This is a genomic window from Paenibacillus cisolokensis (genome assembly GCF_018403665.1).
In the GTDB taxonomy this organism is placed as follows: Bacteria; Bacillota; Bacilli; order Paenibacillales; family Paenibacillaceae; genus Paenibacillus_AH; species Paenibacillus_AH cisolokensis.
On record NZ_BOVJ01000006.1, the window covers coordinates 42,066 to 61,146 of the forward strand.

General features: G+C 57.2%; 18 protein-coding genes and 1 pseudogene. 15 read left to right on the forward strand and 4 right to left on the reverse strand.

Features of this window, described 5'->3' with window-relative positions; translation table 11 throughout:
• Positions 1 to 26: 26 nt before the first annotated feature.
• From PACILC2_RS26115 to PACILC2_RS26125, 3 genes are read right to left on the reverse strand one after another with little or no spacing between them, the layout of a single operon-like run.
• Positions 27 to 386: an MFS transporter gene (locus tag PACILC2_RS26115; protein WP_244863137.1), complete on the reverse strand. Its 360-nt coding sequence runs from the start codon at positions 384 to 386 to the stop codon at positions 27 to 29.
• Positions 341 to 643 carry a hypothetical protein gene (locus PACILC2_RS26120; protein ID WP_244863138.1) on the reverse strand — a complete coding sequence of 101 codons (303 nt, stop codon included), beginning with the start codon at positions 641 to 643 and terminating at the stop codon, positions 341 to 343. The genes PACILC2_RS26115 and PACILC2_RS26120 overlap by 46 nt, the downstream gene beginning before the upstream one ends.
• Entirely contained in the window at positions 601 to 1,281 is a 681-nt protein-coding gene (locus tag PACILC2_RS26125) for an MFS transporter (RefSeq protein ID WP_244863139.1), read from the reverse strand. The genes PACILC2_RS26120 and PACILC2_RS26125 overlap by 43 nt, the downstream gene beginning before the upstream one ends.
• Before the next feature lie 145 nt (positions 1,282 to 1,426).
• Here PACILC2_RS26125 and PACILC2_RS00930 point away from each other — a divergent pair, with 145 nt between their 5' ends.
• The 15 genes and pseudogenes from PACILC2_RS00930 to PACILC2_RS00995 all read left to right on the forward strand — a co-directional run bounded on the left by PACILC2_RS00930 (position 1,427) and on the right by PACILC2_RS00995 (position 18,058).
• On the forward strand, positions 1,427 to 1,879 hold the full coding sequence (locus PACILC2_RS00930; RefSeq protein ID WP_213526879.1) for a DUF6528 family protein: 453 nt from the start codon (positions 1,427 to 1,429) through the stop codon (positions 1,877 to 1,879).
• 442 nt (positions 1,880 to 2,321) lie between these two features.
• Positions 2,322 to 3,692, forward strand: coding sequence for an extracellular solute-binding protein (locus PACILC2_RS00935; protein WP_213526881.1), 1,371 nt, complete (start codon positions 2,322 to 2,324; stop codon positions 3,690 to 3,692).
• Between the two features lie 27 nt (positions 3,693 to 3,719).
• Positions 3,720 to 3,908 (forward strand): hypothetical protein, encoded by a 189-nt coding sequence (locus tag PACILC2_RS00940; RefSeq protein ID WP_213526883.1) that lies wholly within the window; start codon positions 3,720 to 3,722, stop codon positions 3,906 to 3,908.
• Complete coding sequence (locus PACILC2_RS00945; RefSeq protein ID WP_213526884.1) at positions 3,909 to 4,616, forward strand: carbohydrate ABC transporter permease; 708 nt, start codon at positions 3,909 to 3,911, stop codon at positions 4,614 to 4,616. It abuts the gene before it with no gap.
• Positions 4,606 to 4,812, forward strand: a complete 207-nt coding sequence (locus PACILC2_RS00950) for a hypothetical protein (RefSeq protein ID WP_213526885.1) — start codon at positions 4,606 to 4,608, stop codon at positions 4,810 to 4,812. The genes PACILC2_RS00945 and PACILC2_RS00950 overlap by 11 nt, the downstream gene beginning before the upstream one ends.
• Entirely contained in the window at positions 4,809 to 5,249 is a 441-nt protein-coding gene (locus tag PACILC2_RS00955; RefSeq protein ID WP_213526886.1) for a carbohydrate ABC transporter permease, read from the forward strand. The genes PACILC2_RS00950 and PACILC2_RS00955 overlap by 4 nt, the downstream gene beginning before the upstream one ends.
• Positions 5,250 to 5,514: 265 nt before the next feature.
• A complete protein-coding gene (locus PACILC2_RS00960; RefSeq protein ID WP_213526887.1) occupies positions 5,515 to 6,906 on the forward strand; it encodes a sulfatase family protein in 1,392 nt (463 codons plus the stop codon).
• Positions 6,907 to 7,227: 321 nt separating this feature from the next.
• The gene (locus tag PACILC2_RS00965; protein ID WP_213526888.1) at positions 7,228 to 8,022 is read left to right on the forward strand and encodes a DUF2935 domain-containing protein; all 795 of its coding nucleotides are present in this window, start codon (positions 7,228 to 7,230) and stop codon (positions 8,020 to 8,022) included.
• Positions 8,023 to 8,253: 231 nt separating this feature from the next.
• Positions 8,254 to 10,533 (forward strand): helix-turn-helix domain-containing protein, encoded by a 2,280-nt coding sequence (locus PACILC2_RS00970; protein WP_213526890.1) that lies wholly within the window; start codon positions 8,254 to 8,256, stop codon positions 10,531 to 10,533.
• A 228-nt stretch (positions 10,534 to 10,761) separates the two neighbouring features.
• On the forward strand, positions 10,762 to 11,691 hold the full coding sequence (locus PACILC2_RS00975; protein WP_244863143.1) for an ABC transporter permease: 930 nt from the start codon (positions 10,762 to 10,764) through the stop codon (positions 11,689 to 11,691).
• Between the two features lie 20 nt (positions 11,692 to 11,711).
• Positions 11,712 to 12,593, forward strand: a pseudogene (locus PACILC2_RS00980) (carbohydrate ABC transporter permease).
• Positions 12,594 to 12,663: 70 nt separating this feature from the next.
• Positions 12,664 to 13,506: an extracellular solute-binding protein gene (locus PACILC2_RS28300; protein WP_307860272.1), complete on the forward strand. Its 843-nt coding sequence runs from the start codon at positions 12,664 to 12,666 to the stop codon at positions 13,504 to 13,506.
• The gene (locus PACILC2_RS28305; protein ID WP_307860273.1) at positions 13,503 to 14,237 is read left to right on the forward strand and encodes a type 2 periplasmic-binding domain-containing protein; all 735 of its coding nucleotides are present in this window, start codon (positions 13,503 to 13,505) and stop codon (positions 14,235 to 14,237) included. The genes PACILC2_RS28300 and PACILC2_RS28305 overlap by 4 nt, the downstream gene beginning before the upstream one ends.
• A gap of 169 nt (positions 14,238 to 14,406) precedes the next feature.
• Positions 14,407 to 15,015: a DUF1961 family protein gene (locus PACILC2_RS00990; RefSeq protein WP_213526892.1), complete on the forward strand. Its 609-nt coding sequence runs from the start codon at positions 14,407 to 14,409 to the stop codon at positions 15,013 to 15,015.
• A 157-nt stretch (positions 15,016 to 15,172) separates the two neighbouring features.
• The gene (locus PACILC2_RS00995) at positions 15,173 to 18,058 is read left to right on the forward strand and encodes an exo-rhamnogalacturonan lyase family protein (protein WP_244863140.1); all 2,886 of its coding nucleotides are present in this window, start codon (positions 15,173 to 15,175) and stop codon (positions 18,056 to 18,058) included.
• A 3-nt stretch (positions 18,059 to 18,061) separates the two neighbouring features.
• Here the strand turns inward: PACILC2_RS00995 and PACILC2_RS01000 are convergent, their stop codons facing one another.
• Positions 18,062 to 18,982, reverse strand: a complete 921-nt coding sequence (locus tag PACILC2_RS01000; protein WP_213526894.1) for an ArsR/SmtB family transcription factor — start codon at positions 18,980 to 18,982, stop codon at positions 18,062 to 18,064.
• Positions 18,983 to 19,081 lie beyond the last annotated feature (99 nt).

A 19,081-nucleotide genomic window follows, 5' to 3' on the forward strand; every position in this document is an offset into this window, starting at 1 on the left:
CATATCGCGCGTATTCCGATATCGCTTTAGCTATCCGAATGATTCCGGCGGATATTTACCGATGATTGGGGACGGATAGGGAAGCGGGACCGGATCATCGGAAGCAGGAAGATGACAACCCCCACCCATCCGCAAATCGAAGCCGCAAACAACATGATCGAAAAAGGCAGCGTCTCGGACAGGCCGGTGCTGAGCAGCGGGCCGATCGTGCCGCGAATGCCGAACAACAGCAGGTGCAGGCCGAACACGGTCGCTTCCCGGCCGGGCGCGAGGCGGAACACATAGGCCATGATGCCGATATCCCAGATGGCGTCGCCGATCCCCTGGATGCCGCTGCCGATCAGGACGACCGGATAGCTTTCGGAGAATCCGTACAGCATCGGCACGACGGCGAAAGCGGCGATGCCGTAGACGATAATTTTTCCGGATCGAATTTGTCGATCAGAATGCCGATGACGAAATAAGCGATCAGCAAACAGGCGAAATAGGTCGTGCGTGCCATCCCGATTTCAAAAAAACTGAGCGCCAGCCGCTCTTTCTGGATAAGCTGGTAAAGCGGCTGCGAAAGAATATTGCCGAAACCGCTGAACGACGAGGCGATCAGAAAATGACCAGCGCCCGGTTTTGCCGGGCGTATTGCCACTGTTCGCGCAGCGCCAGCCGTTTCCTGTCGCCGGATGGCTCAGCGGGAGCGACCGTTTCTTTCAACCCGAAGTAGATCAGGATCGAAAGGACGCCGGCGATGGCGGCATAGGCGAGCGGTCCGGACGAACCGTACCGGTCCGACCAGATCCCGACAAGCGAAGCGATCGGAATCATCAAGAGACCCATGAGCACCCGGACATAACCCATCAGCCTTCCGCGGTAATGGGCAGGGAAAACCCGGGTCATGAGCGAAGGGTAGGCCGGAGCCTGGATGCCCATCAGCAGATGGAAGATGAGCGCCGTGACGACAAATACCCAGGGCGAGACAAACAAAGCCGGCAACAGGATAAGCGCCCGGCCGATCAGGTTGGGGATGATGGTAAACATTTTGGGGCTGGATTGTTCGATCCAGCCGGTCCACAGCGGCGAGAAAATAAGACCGACCGCCGGGGCGGCCGACAGAATGCCGACCTGTAAACTGTTGGCCCCGGCGTCGATCGCCATCGGAATATAAAACTGGTTGAAGACGACGTTAAACAGGCTGAACAGGCCGCTGGCCGCCAGATCGAGCTGAAAGTTTCTGGTGGCGTCCGGGGAAAGCTGCCCGCCGAACGAAAAATTGAAGTTGAACCGCATTTTGTACGAATGGCACCCTTTTTCCTATGTGTCGAAAGTCAAAAGCCGGCTTAGGCGCATAGGCAGATTATTTCTATACTGTAGATTTACACGAACGGCCCGTTCGCGCAAGTGTTTTTTTTGTTAGGTGGGTTTTGGCGCGTTTTTGGCGCTTATCCGGATAAAATCTTCCCAAGGCAGCGATTCCGCGACCTATGCCGAATACAAGCAGCCTAGCGCCCACGGCGCCTTATGGGATGATCCTGTCCGAGAAATATTGTGGACGATCGGAAACAGCGAAATCGCCGGCCTGAAAATTTCCGGAATGGCGGCCGCTCCCGAAATCAGCGTCCACGTCCGGCTGCAGGTCGACCGGCTGGACGGTCACGACATTCAGCCTGTCTACGGCGATGCTGACCGGTTGTGGGTCGCTTCCGGCGGCAAAGTGTACCAGTATGTGATATCGACCAATTCGCTTGACCTCTCGTATTCCGGAGCCGACATGATCAGCCGCGTCGGCGTCAAGGCGGTCGGCAACCAATGGTCCGGTCAGGTGGTGCAGACCGTGACCGATGATGCCAAGACGCCGAAGGGCGGCTGCAGCACGCGGAACAATTGATGCACGGAAAGCGTCGATTTCTTCCAGCCCGATTCGATGCGCACCGTTCCGGGCGCGGCGTTCTACAAGGCGAGGATCATGAATCCGTTCTATGATCTTGCGAGATAGTCTGCATCGAACGCGAAGAGACCGTCCGGGCTTGTCCCGGCGGTCTCGCTCTTTAAAAATTACATTGACAAGCGTAGAAGGAATTGTTAAGATCTAACATTATATTATTCTTATTGTTTTAGTAGGTTTAATCGAAGCAAGGAACCGCGTTCCTTTCGGTACAAAAAAACATAGACCAAGTCGACCAAACCGTTGGAGACATAGGAGATGGGCTTTTCAGCCCTTATTTCCTATGTTTTTTGTTTTTTCGGGGTAATTTTCCCGGAATTCGCCGTGGGAAACCGGCTTTTTGAGCGGAATCTTTGCTGACAAAATGGCAACAGGAGGAGTCTTCATGAAGAAAATCAATGTTGTGGTTACGGTTATTCTGGCTTTCGCGATGCTGCTCTCCGCGTGTGCGGTGCCGGGGCAACGAGGGAGCGCGCTTTCGAAACCGACGGATGCCGCGGGCAAGCCCGCAGACCAAAACGCCCAGTCCGCAGGAAGCGGCAAGTCTGCCGACGGTCAGGTCATTTCCATCGCGCTGCACGATTCGCCGTGGCTGCCGGCGGTCCAAGCGATGGCGCCTGTCTATGAGCAACAAACAGGCCATAAAATCGACCTGCACGTTTTCCCGTATAACGGGCTTTACGAGAAGCTTGTTACGGCATCGGCAGTAAAACACAGCGAATTCGACCTCGTATTTATGGATCAGGGATGGCTGCCAATGCTGTATTCCGTCGATTACATAACGCCGATTAACGAAGTGGATCCGAATTATAATCCGGACCCGGAAATTCTGGAGTACGATTATTTTACGAGATGGAACAAAGAGAAACAGTATCCGACCGCGGACGGCACTTTAATGACGCTTCCGATTAACGGCAATTTGCAGCTGCTGTTCTATCGGACCGATATTCTGGAGGAGCTCGGCGTAGCTCCGCCGAAGACGTGGGAGGAAGTCGAAAGCATTGCCCAAAAGGTGCATGACCCCAAAAACAATATATACGGATTTGTTACGGGCGGTCAGACAGGCAACCGGGTAGCGTACGACTTTTTGCCCTTCCTGTATTCGCATGGCGGCAGCCTGTTTGCGGATGCCGCAAGCGGCGATTTGACGGTGACCATTCATAACGATGCCGGGAAACGGGCGGTCGACACCTGGCTGAATTTGATGACCAAGTACGGGCCTCCCAATATCGGGGATGTCACGCAGGCGGACGTCATGTCCTATCTGACTACGGGAAAAGTGGCGATGGGACTTACCGTAGCCGCGCAGTACTCCTTTATGGATAATCCGAAATATTCAGTGGTGCAAAACAAGATCGGGTATGTCGTACCGCCAGCGGGAGAAGGCGGCAACCCCGCAAGCGTAAGCGGTCCTTTCCTGATGGGCATTCCGAGAGGAAGCGACAACAAGGAGGCAGCGCTTGATTTTATGAAATGGATCACCTCCAAAGAGGTGCAAATTGAGTACGCAAAGGCGGGAGCCGTACCGATCCGAAGCGATGTCTACGACTCCGAAATCGCGGATCTGCCGGAGCTCCGATACTTGAAAGCAATGAAAGAAGCGGCTAAATATTCCGTATCGCGGCCGGGAGTCACGATTTATCCCCAATTCGAAGATATTTTGGGACTTTACCTGAACAAGGCGCTGATCGGGCAAATAAGCGGCGAAGAAGCGCTCGCCAAAATTGCGGAAGAAGCATCGAAAATCGCGAAATAAAAGGCAGCCGTTTTACACAGGGGGAACATGATGCTTTCTAAAAAATTCGGCACGGACCGGGCATTTCTTTTTTGGATGCTGGCGCCGGCAAGTTTAGTCCTTCTCGTTTTCACCGCCTATCCTATATTCAATTTAATCGGCTTAATGTTCAGTCAGGTGGAACTGACGGAGATCGGATTCCTGATCCAGTTCACCGGACTTGAAAATTGGAAATGATTGATTTCGGATCAAGTGTTCATCTCCTCCGTTTTCAAAACGCTGATCTATATGGCCGGAAGCGTTGGCGGCGAAGTCGTTCTCGGCATGACGCTGGCCTTGCTGGTCAGTCAAGGGCTTAAAGTGTCGGGACCGCTCCGCGCCGTACTGCTGCTGCCGATGATGATCTCGCCGGTGGCCGTCGGCTTGATCTGGAGACTGCTGTACAATCCCGAATTCGGCCTGATCAATACGACGCTGAAAGCGATAGGGCTTCCGGCAGTCGGATGGCTTTCGGACGCCAATGCCGCGATGGCGGCGATTATTCTGAGCGATATCTGGCAGTGGACCGCATATGTCTACCTGATCCTGCTTGCGGGTCTCGAGTCGCTGCCCCGCGAGCCGTTCGAATCGGCGGAAGTGGACGGCGCCACCGCATGGCAGCAGTTTTGGTATGTGACGCTTCCGATGTTGAAACCTACCTTGTTTGTCGCAGTTTTGTTCAGAGCATTGGACGCGTTGAAAGCTTTCGATAAAGTGGTCATTTTAACTCAGGGGGGACCCGGGGACGCGACAGAACTTGCCAGCCTGTTCGCATACAAGATCACTTTCCGGTATTGGGAGCTCGGTTACGGATCGCTCATTGCCGGTGTGCTTATCATGATCGGCGCGCTGTTAAGCTGGAGCTTGAACAAACTGATCAGATCAGGAGATTCCAATGACAAGTAAAGCTAAAATCAACATGATTCGCTATATGATTCTGGTTATCGCCATTATCGTAACGATCATGCCGTTCCTGTTTATTATCGCGACCTCTTTGAAAGATTTTATCTCCATCATGTCCAATAAAATCTTGTTCAGCCCTACGCTGGACAACTATAAAGAACTATTTTTTCCAGGGGATCGGATTATCCGAAATATTTGAGGAACAGCGTAATTGTCGCTACCGTTTCGACCGTATTTTCAATCGCGATCGGTACGATGGGGGCTTATGCGCTGTCATGGCTCAAGGTGCCTTATAAGCTGGACGTCATCCTGCTTTCCTGGTTGCTCGTCGTTCGGATCATTCATCCGATGGCGCTGGCCATTCCTTTTTTCTTTATTTTAAATAGTTTTGGTTTATACGATACGAAGCTTGCTCTTATTTTGATTTACACGGCGATGAACATGCCGTTTACCATCTGGATGATGAAGGCGTTTTTCGACGAGCTGCCCAGAAGCCTCGGAGAGGCGGCCGAAATCGACGGCTGTTCCAAGTTCGGCGCCTTCCGGCGAATCGCCCTGCCCCTTGTCGGCCCGGGATTGGCGGCATCCGTCATTTTTGCTTTATGCTGGCGTGGAACGAGTTCCTGCTTGCATTAATTCTCACCTCTACGCCGAATGCCATGACGTTCCCGGTAGGCATCTCGCGGCTGTCGCAGCCTTACAGCGTCAATTGGGGGAGTATGAGCGCGGCAGCCACGACCTTTTCTTTACCGATTTTTTCCTCGCTCTCGTTGTGCAAAAACATATCGTCAAAGGCATGACAATGGGCGCAGTAAAAGGCTGATTCAGACCCGATTGCCGGAAATGGCTGCCCCGATCTGAAAGCTGCAAGCAGACCTACGTACTAGAGGTGTATGTGAAAATGGATAAAAAACCGAACCTTTTGTTCGTCATTACGGACGATCAGCGGTTTGACACCATAGCGGCACTGGGCAACAAGGATGTGAAGACGCCCAATCTTGACGAGATTGTAAGAAACGGGACATCTTTCGTGCAAGCCCATATGCCCGGCGGGTCTACCCATCCTGTCTGCATGCCGAGCAGAGCTATGATTCATACCGGCAAGACGTTGTTCCGTTGGGAGGATCATGGCGAAACGATCCCGAAGGACCATGTTTTGCTGGGCGAAGTTCTCCGCCGGGAGGGGTATCGGACGTTCGCTGTCGGCAAATGGCACAACGGAACGGAATCGTTCACGAGAAGCTTTGAGGACGGAGGCAATATCTTTTTCTCGGGAATGTGGGATCATTGGAACGTGCCGGTTTGTGATTACGATCCGACAGGCGCGTACGATAACGTCAAAAATTTCATCAGCAATCCGTTTTATGAGAGTGCCGTGACGAGGCTGCACTGCGATCGCATCGTACCGGGCAAACATTCCAGCGAACTGTTCGGCGAAACGGCCGTCAAATGGCTGGAAAGCTACGACCGCGAGGACCCTTTTTTCCTGTATCTCGCATTTATGGCGCCGCATGATCCGAAAAGCTGTCCCGATGAATTTATCGAGATGTACGATCCGGACAGCATTCATTTGCCCGACAATCTGGCGGAAGCGCATCCTTTTAATTTCAGCATGCAATATCACCGCGATGAAGTGCTGGCGCCCTATCCCAGAACGCCGGAAATTGTACGCAAGCATATGGCGGAATATTACGCCATGATCAGCCATATGGACCATCAGCTCGGGAAAGTGATCGATACGCTGAAACGCAAGGGGAAATACGAAAATACGATTATCGTGTTTGTGTCCGACCACGGGATCGCCATGGGACAGCACGGCTTGTTCGGCAAACAGAATACGTACGATCACAGCATCCGGATTCCGTTAATTTTCGCCGGACCGGGGATTCCCAAAAATGAAATCCGGAACACCTACGTGTATCATTTTGATATTTTTCCGACGTTATGCGATCTGATCGGCGTACAAATTCCGGCGTCGCTGGAAGCAAAAAGCTTGATGCCGGCTTTGAAGGACGATAAGGTGCAAATGCGGGACAGCTTGTATTTCGCCTATGCCGATGTCATTCGCGGGACGAAAGACAGAAGGTACAAGCTTATCGAATACCGCTGGAAAGACGTCCGTGTCACCCAACTGTTCGATCTGTACGAGGATCCGCAGGAAACGAACAATTTGTTCGGCAAGCCGGGCTATCAGAACGTGACGTCCCAATTGAGGGAACGTTTGCTGCGCTATAAACAGGAATGGAACGACGACAGGGACGAGACGGGCAAAGTGTTCTGGAGCAATTATTAAATAAAACGAAGCGGGCGGCCGGACGGCTGCCCGCTTCGTTTCGTATACGGCGAGCCCGCGATACAGGCACGTGTAGGCTGCGGCCTACATAGGATGAAGAGACTGCTGCTTCGACAGGCTGAAGAGAGCAGATGATGAGTAGTGCCGGGAAGGGGATTGCATCGTGGACAGACGTACGGTGATGCGCATTTCGATGGTGCTCTATGCGCTGTTCGTTCTCTTCGTCATTATCGCCTCCTGGATGCGCTGATGCGCAGAGGCTGTCAGTTGACAACCGTCCGAAATGGGTTACCTGCCACCAATTCATAAAGGAGGGATTCTGTGAACGACGCGCTGTTCGAGCATCGGTTCTGGCTGCAAATTATGGGCGATCACGCCCGTCTAATCCTTCATGCTTTGTCCCCCAAGGAAAGAAACGACGCCGAGCGGGCGCAGGCGTTCATCGCGCGTTTCGACGGGCTGCTCGCCGAAGCCGGACGCCCGGATGCGGTCTACCAGTTAAGCCAGCTGAACCGCAAGGCGAACGAAACGACAGAAGCGTTTCGCGCTTTCAAGCTGGATTTGCTGGAGCGGCTGCTGACAGGCAAAGTTGTGCTCGGTTTTACGCCTACGTTTCTGAACCATATGGTGAACGAGCTGGAGGAATATCTCCGCATTTTGCAGGAGCTTCTTGCCGGCAAGCCGGTGCCGAAGTTTCATCCGCTTCATCACGATGTGCTGTGGCTGCAGGACGCGATCGGCCATGCCGCATCGCTGGCCGGCGATTTCGATCTGACGGAGCAAGCTTTCATTCGCCGAAGTATGGAGTTTCAACGCCATTTCGAAAGTTTTTATTTAAAGGCGGTCGAAATGGCGGGGTTTATGCGGACCCGTCTCAAAGATTTTCCGGCGTTTCACAAATTCCACCGGGACGTCAACCTGGAGATGCGGGTGTTCATGCATTTTCTGAAAGAACTGGAAGAAATGGAACTGGGGAACGAAGTGCTGGACCGCATCGTACCGCTTATTCCCGATCATATGTACCGGGAGGAGTGCTACTATTTGACCAAGCTGGCCGAATCGGGGGCGGTGCCGATGCCGGATTGCGATCCGGCCAGGCCGCGCGTGCAAAGCTGACCGGCCGCGGCGCCAGGGGAGGGGCTTTTGCCAAAGTTGGCGAGGTCCCTTTTCGTTATTGCATGGTCCGGACAGCCATGCAGTTCCATCCGTTTGCGAAAACGCCGGTTTTGTGGTGAAAGATGTCTGATTTTTCGCTGGAGGGGGGTTCCATATCCGGGTATAATGGTGCCACCGAAAGACCGCATACGCTCGTTTGTGTAAGCGTTATCAATAGAGAGGTGATGCCGCATGTCGCAGGTTTGGAAACGCAGAGTGCGCAAAGGGATTTTCTACCGGAAAAGCCTCATCCTGTTCCTGATTACGGCCAGCCTCCCCGGCCTTATTGTCGGGGCCAGCGTTTACGGGTTCGCCGTCGGCCAGATGGAAGAGCATCTCGGCAAGCTCCATCAGCGGCAGATCATGCAGCGGACCCGAAACATCGACGATCAGCTGCAGTATCTGGAGCTCGGTCTTGCGCACTGGGCGTTCGACCATCAATTCGGACCGGGGCTGCGTCAGCTTGATTTCGTTTATTATTTCCAGCAGACCTGGGACATCGGCAAGACGCTTGTCGTGCTGCAGGGCTCTCATCCGTTGATCAAAGACGCGGAATTGTATGTCGAACGGGAATCGGATCAGCCGGTGCTGTTCCGTCCGGGCTACTACGAGCTGAACGACGAAGCGGCGATCTCATCCTACAAGAGCAGGCTTGCCGATCCGCGAACGGTCTATTGGGACGTCCGGAACGGCCAGTTGATGCTGGTGCACAAGGTGCCGGGCGACAGCACGGCGCCGTTCGGCGCGCTGCTCTTGACGGTCAAGCGGGAAAAGCTGCTGAATCTGATGCGGACGCTCACGCCGTATCATGAAGGGTTTACGATGCTGCTCGACAGCGAGGGACATGTGCTGCTGTCCGACAGCCCCGAGACCGAAACGAACGAACGGCTTCGCGATGCCGTCGCCGCGCGGGAAGATAAGACGGGCACGTTCGTGTTCGAGGACGACGGCGTCGCCTATTCGGTGTCGTACGGTACGATGCAGCGCGTTCAGACGGAGTGGACGTTCGTCTCCGCCGCGCCGCTGACCGAGATCGTCTCGCCGGTCGTCGTCACGTCCCGGATTCTGATCAACGTAAGCATGCTCGGCCTGCTGGCCGCGCTGGGGCTGTCGTGGTTCGCCTCGAACCGGATTTATTCCCCGGTCGCCCGGCTGATCAAGCTGTTCTCGCCGGAGAAAGCGGGGGACGAGGAGGCGCTGCGGCTTAACGAGTTTCAATATTTGGAGCGGCGCTGGACGCATATCACCCGGGAAAGCCGTCAGCTTCAGGAACGGTTGAACCGGCAGCTGCCCTATTTGCGGACCGGATTTTTGCAGCAGCTTCTGCAAGGGCATCTGTACGGATATTCGGAGGAAGAGCTGAGAGAGCGGCTGCAGCGCTACGGCTGGCATGTCGAAGGCCACCGGTTCTGCATGCTTCATATCCAGCTGACCGGCTACGGAAGCGTCTCCGACCGGTTCTCGGGAGACGAAAGCCTCGTTTCCTTCACGGCGGCGAACATTATGGAGGAGCTGGCGCGGGAGCGGTTCGGCCAGTTCGGCGTCATCCCGTTCTACAATTTGTCCATCGGCCTGCTGGTGGCGATGCCGGACGAGCCGGACAACGGCGGACGGCTGCATGCGTTGGCCGAAGAGCTGACGCTCGCCGTGAACCGCATCCTTCGGATGCAGTTGACCGTCACGATCGGCAAGCCGGCCGCCATGGTCAAGGATGTGCCGGCTCTGTTCGCGGAAATGGTGCGGGCTTCGGGCTTTCGCATCTTCGGCGACCAGAACCAGCTGATCGACCTCGTAAGCGGAGAGCGGCAGCCCGGAGGCGAGAAGGCGAAATATCCGTTCGCGCTCGAGCAGGAGATCGTCCAATCGCTCCGCATGGGAAGATATCAGGAAGCGGGCCGGGCCGTGCGCGCCTTCCTGGAGGAGATGCTGTCGCACCGCGGAACGGAATACGATGTGAAGCAGGGGATGCTGCAGTTGCTCGCCGGTATCCGCCATATGATCCTGGAAGCCGGTCTCGAAAGCGAAGCCATGACCGAAGGGGAAGACTGGTTCGAGCAGCTGCTCCGAATGCGCGAACCCGGAAAGATGGTGCGCTGGATCGAGACGCATGTCATCGCCTCGTACGCGCGCGCCGCGGAGGCAAGAGCGAAAGCGCAGCAGAAGCGGATGGTCGAGCGGACAATCGAGTATATGCACGCGCACTATATGCGGGATATTTCGCTGGAGGCGTGCGCCGATCTGGCCGGTACGACGCCCTATACGCTGAGCAAGCTGTTCAAGCAGACGACGGGCGTCAACTTTATCGATTATTTGACGGATATCCGGATCGGGAAGGCAAAGGCGCTGCTTCGCGAGTCCGACAAAAAAATTACCGACATTGCGGAGGAGGTCGGTTACCAGCCGGGCTATTTCAACCGTATCTTCAAAAAGCATGTCGGCGTGCCGCCGGGCAAATTCCGCGAAATGGCGTAGCGCAATAAAGTGATATCCGGCCAAAAAAGTGCATCGCTTCCGGAAAAGCCTTGCGGCGCAAGGCTTTTTAAATGCAAAAATGTGAAGTTGAAATCGCTTTCGCGAGAGGTGATAGTAGAACTGTGCGCAACCGAAACGGCAACGGCGCCGAATCGGCTTGTGGCTCATGCAAGGAAGCGAATTTTCGCGGGAAAGGAGCGAAATCGTTTGTCACATCCGCAGCCGACGCTGTCCGCGAACCGCGGGGCCAAAACGAAAAGAAGCTGGGTTGGCCGAATGAAGAAGGACCGCTGGTTGTACCTGCTGCTGCTGCCCGGTCTGCTATATTTTCTCGTCTTCAAATATTTGCCGATGTGGGGAGTTCTGATCGCCTTTCAAAATTACTCGCCGTTTCTCGGTTTCTGGAACAGCCCCTGGGTCGGACTCGGCCATTTTCAAACCTTTTTCACGAACCCCGACTTTTTCCGGCTGCTGCGCAACACGTTCATACTGGCGGTATACGATCTGGTCTTTTTCTTCCCGGCTCCGATTATCGCGGCGCTGCTGCTGAACGAAATCCGGGTCGGCATTTTCAAGCGGCTCGTTCAGACGTTCATCTACATCCCGCACTTCATTTCGATGGTCATCGTCGCGAGCATGACGTACGTGCTGCTGACGACGGGCGGCGTCCTGCAGGAGCTGATCGTGCAGCTGACCGGCCACCGGATCAACATGCTGTCCGACCCGGATTGGTTTCGGCCGCTCATCATTTTGCAGATCATGTGGAAAGAAACGGGTTGGGGAACGATCATCTTTCTGGCGGCGCTCGCTTCGGTCGATGTCGAGCAATACGAAGCGGCCGTCGTCGACGGGGCCAGCCGTTTCCAGCGGCTTCTGCACATTACGCTGCCGGCGATCACGGGCACGATCGTCATCCTGCTCATTCTGCGTCTCGGCAATTTCCTGGACAACGGATTCGAGCAAATCTTTCTGATGACGAATTCGCTGAACCGCACCGTCGCCGACGTCTTCGATACGTACGTCTATTTCGTCGGCATTACGCAAGGGGCGTTCAGCTACAGCACCGCGATCGGGCTGTTCAAATCGCTTGTCGGCATCGTCCTCGTGTACGGGAGCAACTGGCTTGCCAAGCGGTTCGGGCAGGAAGGGCTTTATTAGACCGGAAAGGGGGAAGGCGAGTGCTTTCCAAATACGATACATTGGGCGAGAAAACGTTCGACGTTCTGAACTATTTGGTACTGGCGCTGTTCGCGGCGGTTACCGTGCTGCCGTTCGTCTATATTATCGCCGGTTCGTTCGCAACCGAGGTCGAGCTGATGGAGCGCAAGTTTTTCCTGTTTCCCCGCGATCCGTCGCTCAGCGCGTACTATTATATTTTTCGTCCGCCACGCTATTTCGCAGCATTGGAATATCCGTCTTCATCACCGTATTCGGCACGCTGACGAATCTTGCCTTTACCTTATCGATGGCGTACGCGCTGTCGCGCAAAGACCTGATCGGACGCAACGCGGTGCTGAATCTCGTTATTTTCTCGATGCTGTTCAGCGGCGGCATGATTCCCGGCTATCTTGTCGTGAAGGAGCTCGGTCTGCTCGACAATTATTTGGCGGTCATTTTGCCGGGGGCGATCAGCGCGTTCAACCTGATCATTATCAAAAATTTTTCAGCAGCTGCCTGCCGGTCTGGAGGAGTCGGCCCGCATCGACGGCTGCACCGACATTGGGGTACTGTGGCGCATCGTCCTGCCGCTGTCCAAGCCGGTCATCGCCACGTTCGGACTGTTTTACGCGGTTGGCCATTGGAACAACTTTTTCTCGGCGCTTCTGTATTTAAACGACCATACGATGTGGCCCCTGCAGGTGCTGCTTCGCGAAATCGTTATGCTGTCGCAGCTGGCCGTCGGCGATATGTCCGCAATGGATCCGAACTTCGTCGAGCCTCCGGAGCAATCGATCAAGATGGCGGTCATCGTGGTCGGCACCGTTCCGATTCTGCTCGTTTATCCGTTCTTGCAGAAGCATTTTGCGAAGGGCGTGCTGCTTGGTTCGGTCAAAGGCTAGATGTCAAAGGCTAGATGCGCCGTCAAGCGGCGATCTATATAAAATCAAGCGAAAAGAGGGAGGACAATCGATGAAAGGATACGGGAAAAGGGGAAGCAACTTGGCCACGCTTCTGCTCGCGGCGGCGATGCTGCTGTCGCTGCTGTCGGCCTGCGCCGGCGGCAAGACGGATGATCCGGGAGGGGAGCCGGCGGCGCAGAACGGCGGATCGTCCGGGCAGCCGCCGGAACAGAGCAAGGAGGAGCCGCCGCTCGATCTGACGATTATGGTTCCGGCGTTCAATACGGAGCTTCCGGGCGAAGACAGTCCGGTGCTGAAGGCGCTGGAAGCGTATACGAACACGAACATTACGATGCAATTCGTGCCGAACAGCTCCTACCCCGACAAAATGAACATTACGCTCGCTTCGGGACAGCTGCCGCATATTATGGTCGCCGACCGCGCTTCGGCCAGCTTCATCAATGCGGCGCGAAACGGCGCGTTCTGGGAGCTTGGGCCGTATTTGAAAGACTATCCGAACCTCAGCCAGGCGAATCCGATCGTGCTGAACAATTCCTCGATCGACGGGAAAACGTACGGGATTTACCGGGGACGGGTGCTCGGCCGGATGGGCGTGACGCTGAACGCCGACTGGATGAAGAAGCTCGGGCTCGAGCCGCCGAAGACGATCGACGAATTCTACAACATCCTGAAGGCGTTCAAGGAAGACGATCCGGACGGCAACGGCAAGGACGATACGTACGGCATCGTCGTGACGAAGTATGCGGGCCCTTGGGACATTATGCAGGTATGGTTCGGCGCGCCGAATAAATGGGGAGAAGGTGCGGACGGCCGGCTCGTCCCGACCCATATGACGCCGGAGTACAAGGAAGCGCTGAAATTTTCCGCAAGCTGTATGAGGAAGGGCTCGTGAACGAGGACTTTGCCGTCATGGACTCGGCCGTCTGGAACGATCCGTTCGTGAACGGCCAGGCCGGTGCGTTCGTCGACGTGGCGGACAACGCGCGGCGGCTGGACGGCGCGATGCAGGAGAAGTACGGGAAGCGCGACGAGCCGTATACGGCCGTCTATCAGGCGCCGGCCGGGCCGAAAGGGCAGCGCGACATGCCGACTTCGGGATATTCCGGCGTACTGGCCGTATCCAAATCGGCGGTCAAAAACGAGGAGCAGCTGAAGCGGGTGCTGGACTTCCTCGACAAACTGAACGACGTCGAGATGCAGACGCTGCTCAGCTACGGCGTCGAGGGGCGGCATTACGAGATGAACGGCGATTATATCAAGGTGCTGACGACGCCCGACAACGTGGGGCTGGTCAGCGAACTCGAATCGATGAACCAGATGCTGATGTTTATCGGTCCGGAGATGCCGACGCTCGAGCCGACGGCGATCAATACGATGGTCGACGAGGTGCAGAAGGCGAACGAGGCGATCGTCGTCGCCAACCCGGCCGAGCCGCTCATCTCCGAAGTCTACGCGCAGAAAGGCCAGCAGCTCGACAATATCGTCGCCGACGCGCGCATCAAGTATATTGTCGGGCAGATCGACGACCAGGGGCTGCTGGACGCGGAGAACCTGTGGCTGAAATCCGGCGGGCAGGAGTATATCGACGAAATCAATAAGCTGTACGAAGCGGCCAAGCAATGAAGTGTCCGGCGGTTTCGGGACCGTAACTGTACTCAAGCTTAGAAAGGCGGATTCAGGTATGAAGATTTTGGCGGGCATGGAGGGCACATGGGCGGGATAGCGTTTGAGATGGGCGATTTGATCTATAAAACGCGCGTTGGCGTCCGAACGAGATACGGAGCGGTTCGTCATGGAAGGGGACGGGGCGGCGACGTTTCCGCTCGGCCGCATGCGGCTGGAGAGCGTGCGCGAGCTGTCGGAAGGCCAGACCGCCAACATCGTCTTCTGGTGTCCGGAGCCGTTCCCGGACGGCGTCGCGATCAGCTGGAGCTTTCGACCGATTCGGGAACCGGGGCTTGCGATTCTGTTCTTCGCCGCGCGGGGGCGCGGCGGGGAGCATGTGCTCGACCCGGCGTTGGCGGCGCGCTGCGGACCGTACGAGCAGTATCATCACGGAGACATCGACGCCTATCACGTCTCGTATTTCCGGCGTATGTACGCTTCGGAGAGGCGCTTCCGGACATGCAATCTGCGCAAGAGCTACGGCTTTCATCTCGTCGCCCAGGGGGCGGATCCGCTTCCTTCGGTTGCGGACTGCGATTCGCCGTACCGGCTGCAGTTGATCAAATGCGGGAAGGACATCCGCTTCTCCATTGACGGGCTGACGATCTTTCACTATGCGGATGATGAATCGTTCGGGCCGGTATGGGGCGGCGGCAGTATCGGGTTCCGTCAGATGGCGCCGCTTATTGCGGAATATTCGGACTTGCAGGTGCACCGCGTACGACGGTGCGAATAGCATACGCACCGCATCCGCCGGTGCGAATGGCAGAAGTGCCGCGCCGCCGGTGCGAATATTATACGGACCGCATCCGTCGGTGCAGTAGCATCCGCATTCGTCGGTGCAAATGGCGTAAGCACCGCATCCGCTGGTGCGAATAAAGGAGGAGTCAGCGATGGAGGAACGGAAGGCGCCGGAACGAAAGCCGCCAAGCGACCTGGCGGAGGCCGGTTCGGCATGGAGAACGGGCGAAGCCGCTGCGTGTGAGGCGCCGGTCGAAGGCGCGGCGGAAGAGGCAGCTGCGGGCTGCGAGCCGGCCGACGGCGAAGCAAGGGCTGCCGAATCGGTCCGTGGGACGGGCAGAGGCGAAGCGGAGGAGGCAACTGTGGGCGTCGGGGAAGCCGTGCACGAAGTTGTTCCCGGTCGAGCGGCGGCTGTGCGCGCCACAGAGACGGCTGTGGGCGTCGGGGTGGAAGGAACAATAGGCGTACCGCTTCGATGGCTCGGAGCTACGCCCCGCCTGCGCGCGGGGACGACGTGGGGCGTGCCGTGGAAGCGGGGCGAGCTTCGCCGGGATGCTTTGTTTTCGCTCCGCTGTTCTGACGGAACTGATGTGCCGGTGCAAAGCTGGCCGACCGCTTTTTGGCCCGACGGCAGTGTGAAGTGGACGGCGCATGCGGCGGTATTCGGCCCGGCAGCGGCGGATTCCGGTTGGCGGCTGCTTGCCGGGGCGACCGGCAGTGAAGCTGACGGGAGGCTGAGGGTCACGGAGGACGCCGGCGAGGTGATCGTCGATACCGGCGTCATTCGCTGCCGGATCGGCCGCAGCGGACCGCTGGTCATCCGGGAAATCGCGAAAGAAGGCCGCATCGTCTGCTCGGGCGGACGGCTGGTTGGCATCCGGGAAGAACGCCATACCGCAGGCGGACGGAGGACGACCGTCGAGGAGCCGTTCGCGGGCGAAGTCGAGCATGTTGCGGCAGAACAGAGCGGCCCGGTCCGGGCCGTTGTGAAGGTTACCGGGCGTCACGCGTCGGCGGACGGCGAGCGGCGGTGGCTGCCGTTTACCCTCCGGCTGTACTTCTATGCCGGCGTCGATTCGATTCGGCTCGTTCACACGTTCGTTTATGACGGCAATCCGCACCAGGACTACATCAAAGGCATCGGCTTGTCGTTTGCGGTTCCGATGCGCGGACCGCTCTACAACCGGCATGTACGCCTCGCCGGCGATGACGGCTGGTTCGCCGAGTCGCCCAAGGGACTGGCGACATTCCGGACGCGCGGCCGTCACGAAGCACTTTACCGGGAACAGGCGGCCGGCCGCCCGATCGCATTCGACGAGGCTGAGGACCGACCTTTCATCCGGATGCTGGAGGATTCGCCGGTATGGAACAGCTTCAAGCTGACGCAGTTGACGGCCGATTCGTATACGATTGCCAAGCGCACGGAGGAAGGCTGCGCCTGGATTCGTGCCGCATCCGGCAGGCGCGCCCGCGGCTTGCTGTATGCCGGCGGCGAAAGTGGCGGTCTTGCCGTCGGCAAGCGCGCTTTCTGGCAGAAGGCGCCCGCTTCGCTGGAAGCGGAAGCGCTTGCGGGGAACGAGGCGCTGCTTACCGCATGGCTGTGGTCCCCCGACGGCGCCGCGATGGATTTGCGCCATTATGATACGAAGACGCATGTACGGTCGTGTTACGAAGGAAGCGATGAGCTCAGGAGCACCCCTTACGGCATTGCGAACACGAACGAGTTGACGATTTGGTGCTGCGCAGAGACGCCTTCCCTCGACCGGCTGGACGACTATATCGATGAGAAGGAAGCGCCCTCCCTGCTTATCGCCGAGCCTTCCCGCTACCGCGATACCGGAGCGCTCGGCGTCCTGAGCTTGCCGTCGCGGGACACGCCGGCTAAGGCGAGAATCGAGGAGACGCTGGATGCGCTGCTCGCCTTTTACATGGAAGAGGTCGACCGCCGGGGATGGTACGGCTTTTGGGATTACGGCGACGTCATGCACAGCTACGACCCGGTCCGCCACGAGTGGCGCTACGACGTCGGCGGCTGCGCCTGGCAAAACACCGAGCTGGCGCCGAATATTTGGCTCTGGTACATGTTTCTGCGTTCCGGCCGGGAAGACGCGTTTAGGATGGCGGAAGCGATGACGCGGCATACGAGCGAGACGGACGCCTACCATATCGGGGAGTACAGCGGTCTCGGCTCGCGGCACAATGTGCTGCATTGGGGCTGCGGCTGCAAGGAAGCGCGTATTGCGATGGCGGGCCTTCATCGTTACTACTATTATTTGACCGCGGACGAGCGGATCGGGGACGTGATGGACGGCGTCAAGGACGCCGACTACGCCACTGCCTTCATCGACCCGATGAGGTCCTATTACCCGAAGGACGAATTTCCGACCCATACGCGCAGCGGTCCGGACTGGGCCGCGTTCTGCTCGAATTGGCTCGTGCAGTGGGAGCGCTACGAGGATGCCGGTTATCTGCACAAAATAAAAACAGGCATCGAGTGTTTGAAGCGGGCGCCGTACCGTCTGCTGACGGGACCGGTGTTCGGATACGACCCGAAGAGCGGCAAGCTGTTCCATATGGGGCACGAAAATTATGACGGCCGCCATCTGATGATCTGCATGGGCGGGGCGCAGGTGTGGATCGAGCTGGCCGGTCTGCTGGACGACCCCGAATGGTCCGACATGCTGGCGGAGTTCGGCGCATTTTATACGCTTCCGCGCGAAGAGAAGGCAAGGCGCACGAACGGGGAAATAACGGGCGAAAGCTGGGGGATCCCGATGCTGGCAACGTCGATGATGGCGTTCGCAGCGGCCCGTCGCGGCGAACGGGCGCTGGCGAAGGAAGCGTGGGGCTTGCTGCTTGGAGAATCCGGTCATTGGACGGTGCCGTATGCTCCGGCTGCCGTCGAAGTGCCGCGCCGGGAATATGTGCGCGCCATGTGGGAAATCCCGTGGATATCCACGAATACGGCGTCACAGTGGTCAATCAATGCGATCGTGTGCCTCGCGCTGATCGGCGAGTATTTGCCGGACGGCGTCTGACGCTCAGTCGCCGTATTCCAGCATCACCTCGATATCCTGATCGTAATTGCCGAACCGGCGGCCGAACAGGCTGACGCCGCCGGGATGGCGGGCGTCCGCAGGAGATGCGATGCGCAGCGTTATTTCTTTGCGGGGCGCGATGCCGAGATCGGTTACGGTCACGTCGGACATGCGAACACCGTCGATGTACGAGCCGTCCTCGGACACCGTCACCGTCTTCAATAGCCCGTGCTGCGTCGACGAGAGCGGCCACCATGCAGGCGTATAGAGACCGCGCCTGCCGCCGAAGTCGCCGGGGCAGGTCCAGGTCAGCACCGGCGTGCCGTTCAGCGAGAAGGTGATGTCCGAAGGCCAATCCTCCCGGTAAGCAGGCGCTTCGGAACAAATTTCGAGCGAAATGCGGATCGTCTTCAGCCGCTGGCTGGCGAGCAAATAGTTCGGTATGCGGTATTCTACATAGCCGCTTCCGAACCAGATGTGATCGGCCTTCACGTGTTCGGTATCGGCAAAATACCGCGGATCGTCCAACATGCCGATCAGCTTCTCGTGCGAGGTGAGGCCGCATGTCGGCTTCACGTCAAAGGCCGTATATTGGCCGACCGGAATCGAGACGGTCAGCCTGTCCGGATTGGACGAGGCTTCATCGCCTTCGTTCCGGAACAGAAGCGTCATTCGCTCGATCGCGAGCGTGCAGCGCTTCTGAATGCCCCGTTTGCCGGCCAGGTTTTCCGTCCGAATAATGCCGCACTCTTCCAGCTTCTGGACGTGCTTCGTCACGATCGCCGAAGAGATACCGAGCGCGCGGGCCATATCTTTAATGTTCATCGGCTGTTCGCGAAGCATCTCGATCATCCGGACGCGCGTTTCCGAACCGAGGCACTCCAGTATAGGCAAATTGTCCAACGTTACGTTAAGCTCCGTCATGATTCCGCTCCTTTCCTAATTCCTATGGGCGATAAGCAAACCCGCGGCCGTTCGGCGTTTCGGGAAAGCGGCATACAGTCTGCAGTTGCAGATCAAAGT

What these genes read in the sequence shown, in the direction of transcription:
- PACILC2_RS26125 (WP_244863139.1), bottom strand. Translation starts at nt 1,281, where the DNA reads ATGCGGTTCAACTTCAATTTTTCGTTCGGCGGGCAGCTTTCCCCGGAC.
- PACILC2_RS00935 (WP_213526881.1), top strand. Translation starts at nt 2,322, where the DNA reads ATGAAGAAAATCAATGTTGTGGTTACGGTTATTCTGGCTTTCGCGATG.
- PACILC2_RS00940 (WP_213526883.1), top strand. Translation starts at nt 3,720, where the DNA reads ATGATGCTTTCTAAAAAATTCGGCACGGACCGGGCATTTCTTTTTTGG.
- PACILC2_RS00950 (WP_213526885.1), top strand. Translation starts at nt 4,606, where the DNA reads ATGACAAGTAAAGCTAAAATCAACATGATTCGCTATATGATTCTGGTT.
- PACILC2_RS00960 (WP_213526887.1), top strand. Translation starts at nt 5,515, where the DNA reads ATGGATAAAAAACCGAACCTTTTGTTCGTCATTACGGACGATCAGCGG.
- PACILC2_RS00970 (WP_213526890.1), top strand. Translation starts at nt 8,254, where the DNA reads ATGTCGCAGGTTTGGAAACGCAGAGTGCGCAAAGGGATTTTCTACCGG.
- PACILC2_RS28300 (WP_307860272.1), top strand. Translation starts at nt 12,664, where the DNA reads ATGAAAGGATACGGGAAAAGGGGAAGCAACTTGGCCACGCTTCTGCTC.
- PACILC2_RS00990 (WP_213526892.1), top strand. Translation starts at nt 14,407, where the DNA reads ATGGAAGGGGACGGGGCGGCGACGTTTCCGCTCGGCCGCATGCGGCTG.
- PACILC2_RS00995 (WP_244863140.1), top strand. Translation starts at nt 15,173, where the DNA reads ATGGAGGAACGGAAGGCGCCGGAACGAAAGCCGCCAAGCGACCTGGCG.
- PACILC2_RS01000 (WP_213526894.1), bottom strand. Translation starts at nt 18,982, where the DNA reads ATGACGGAGCTTAACGTAACGTTGGACAATTTGCCTATACTGGAGTGC.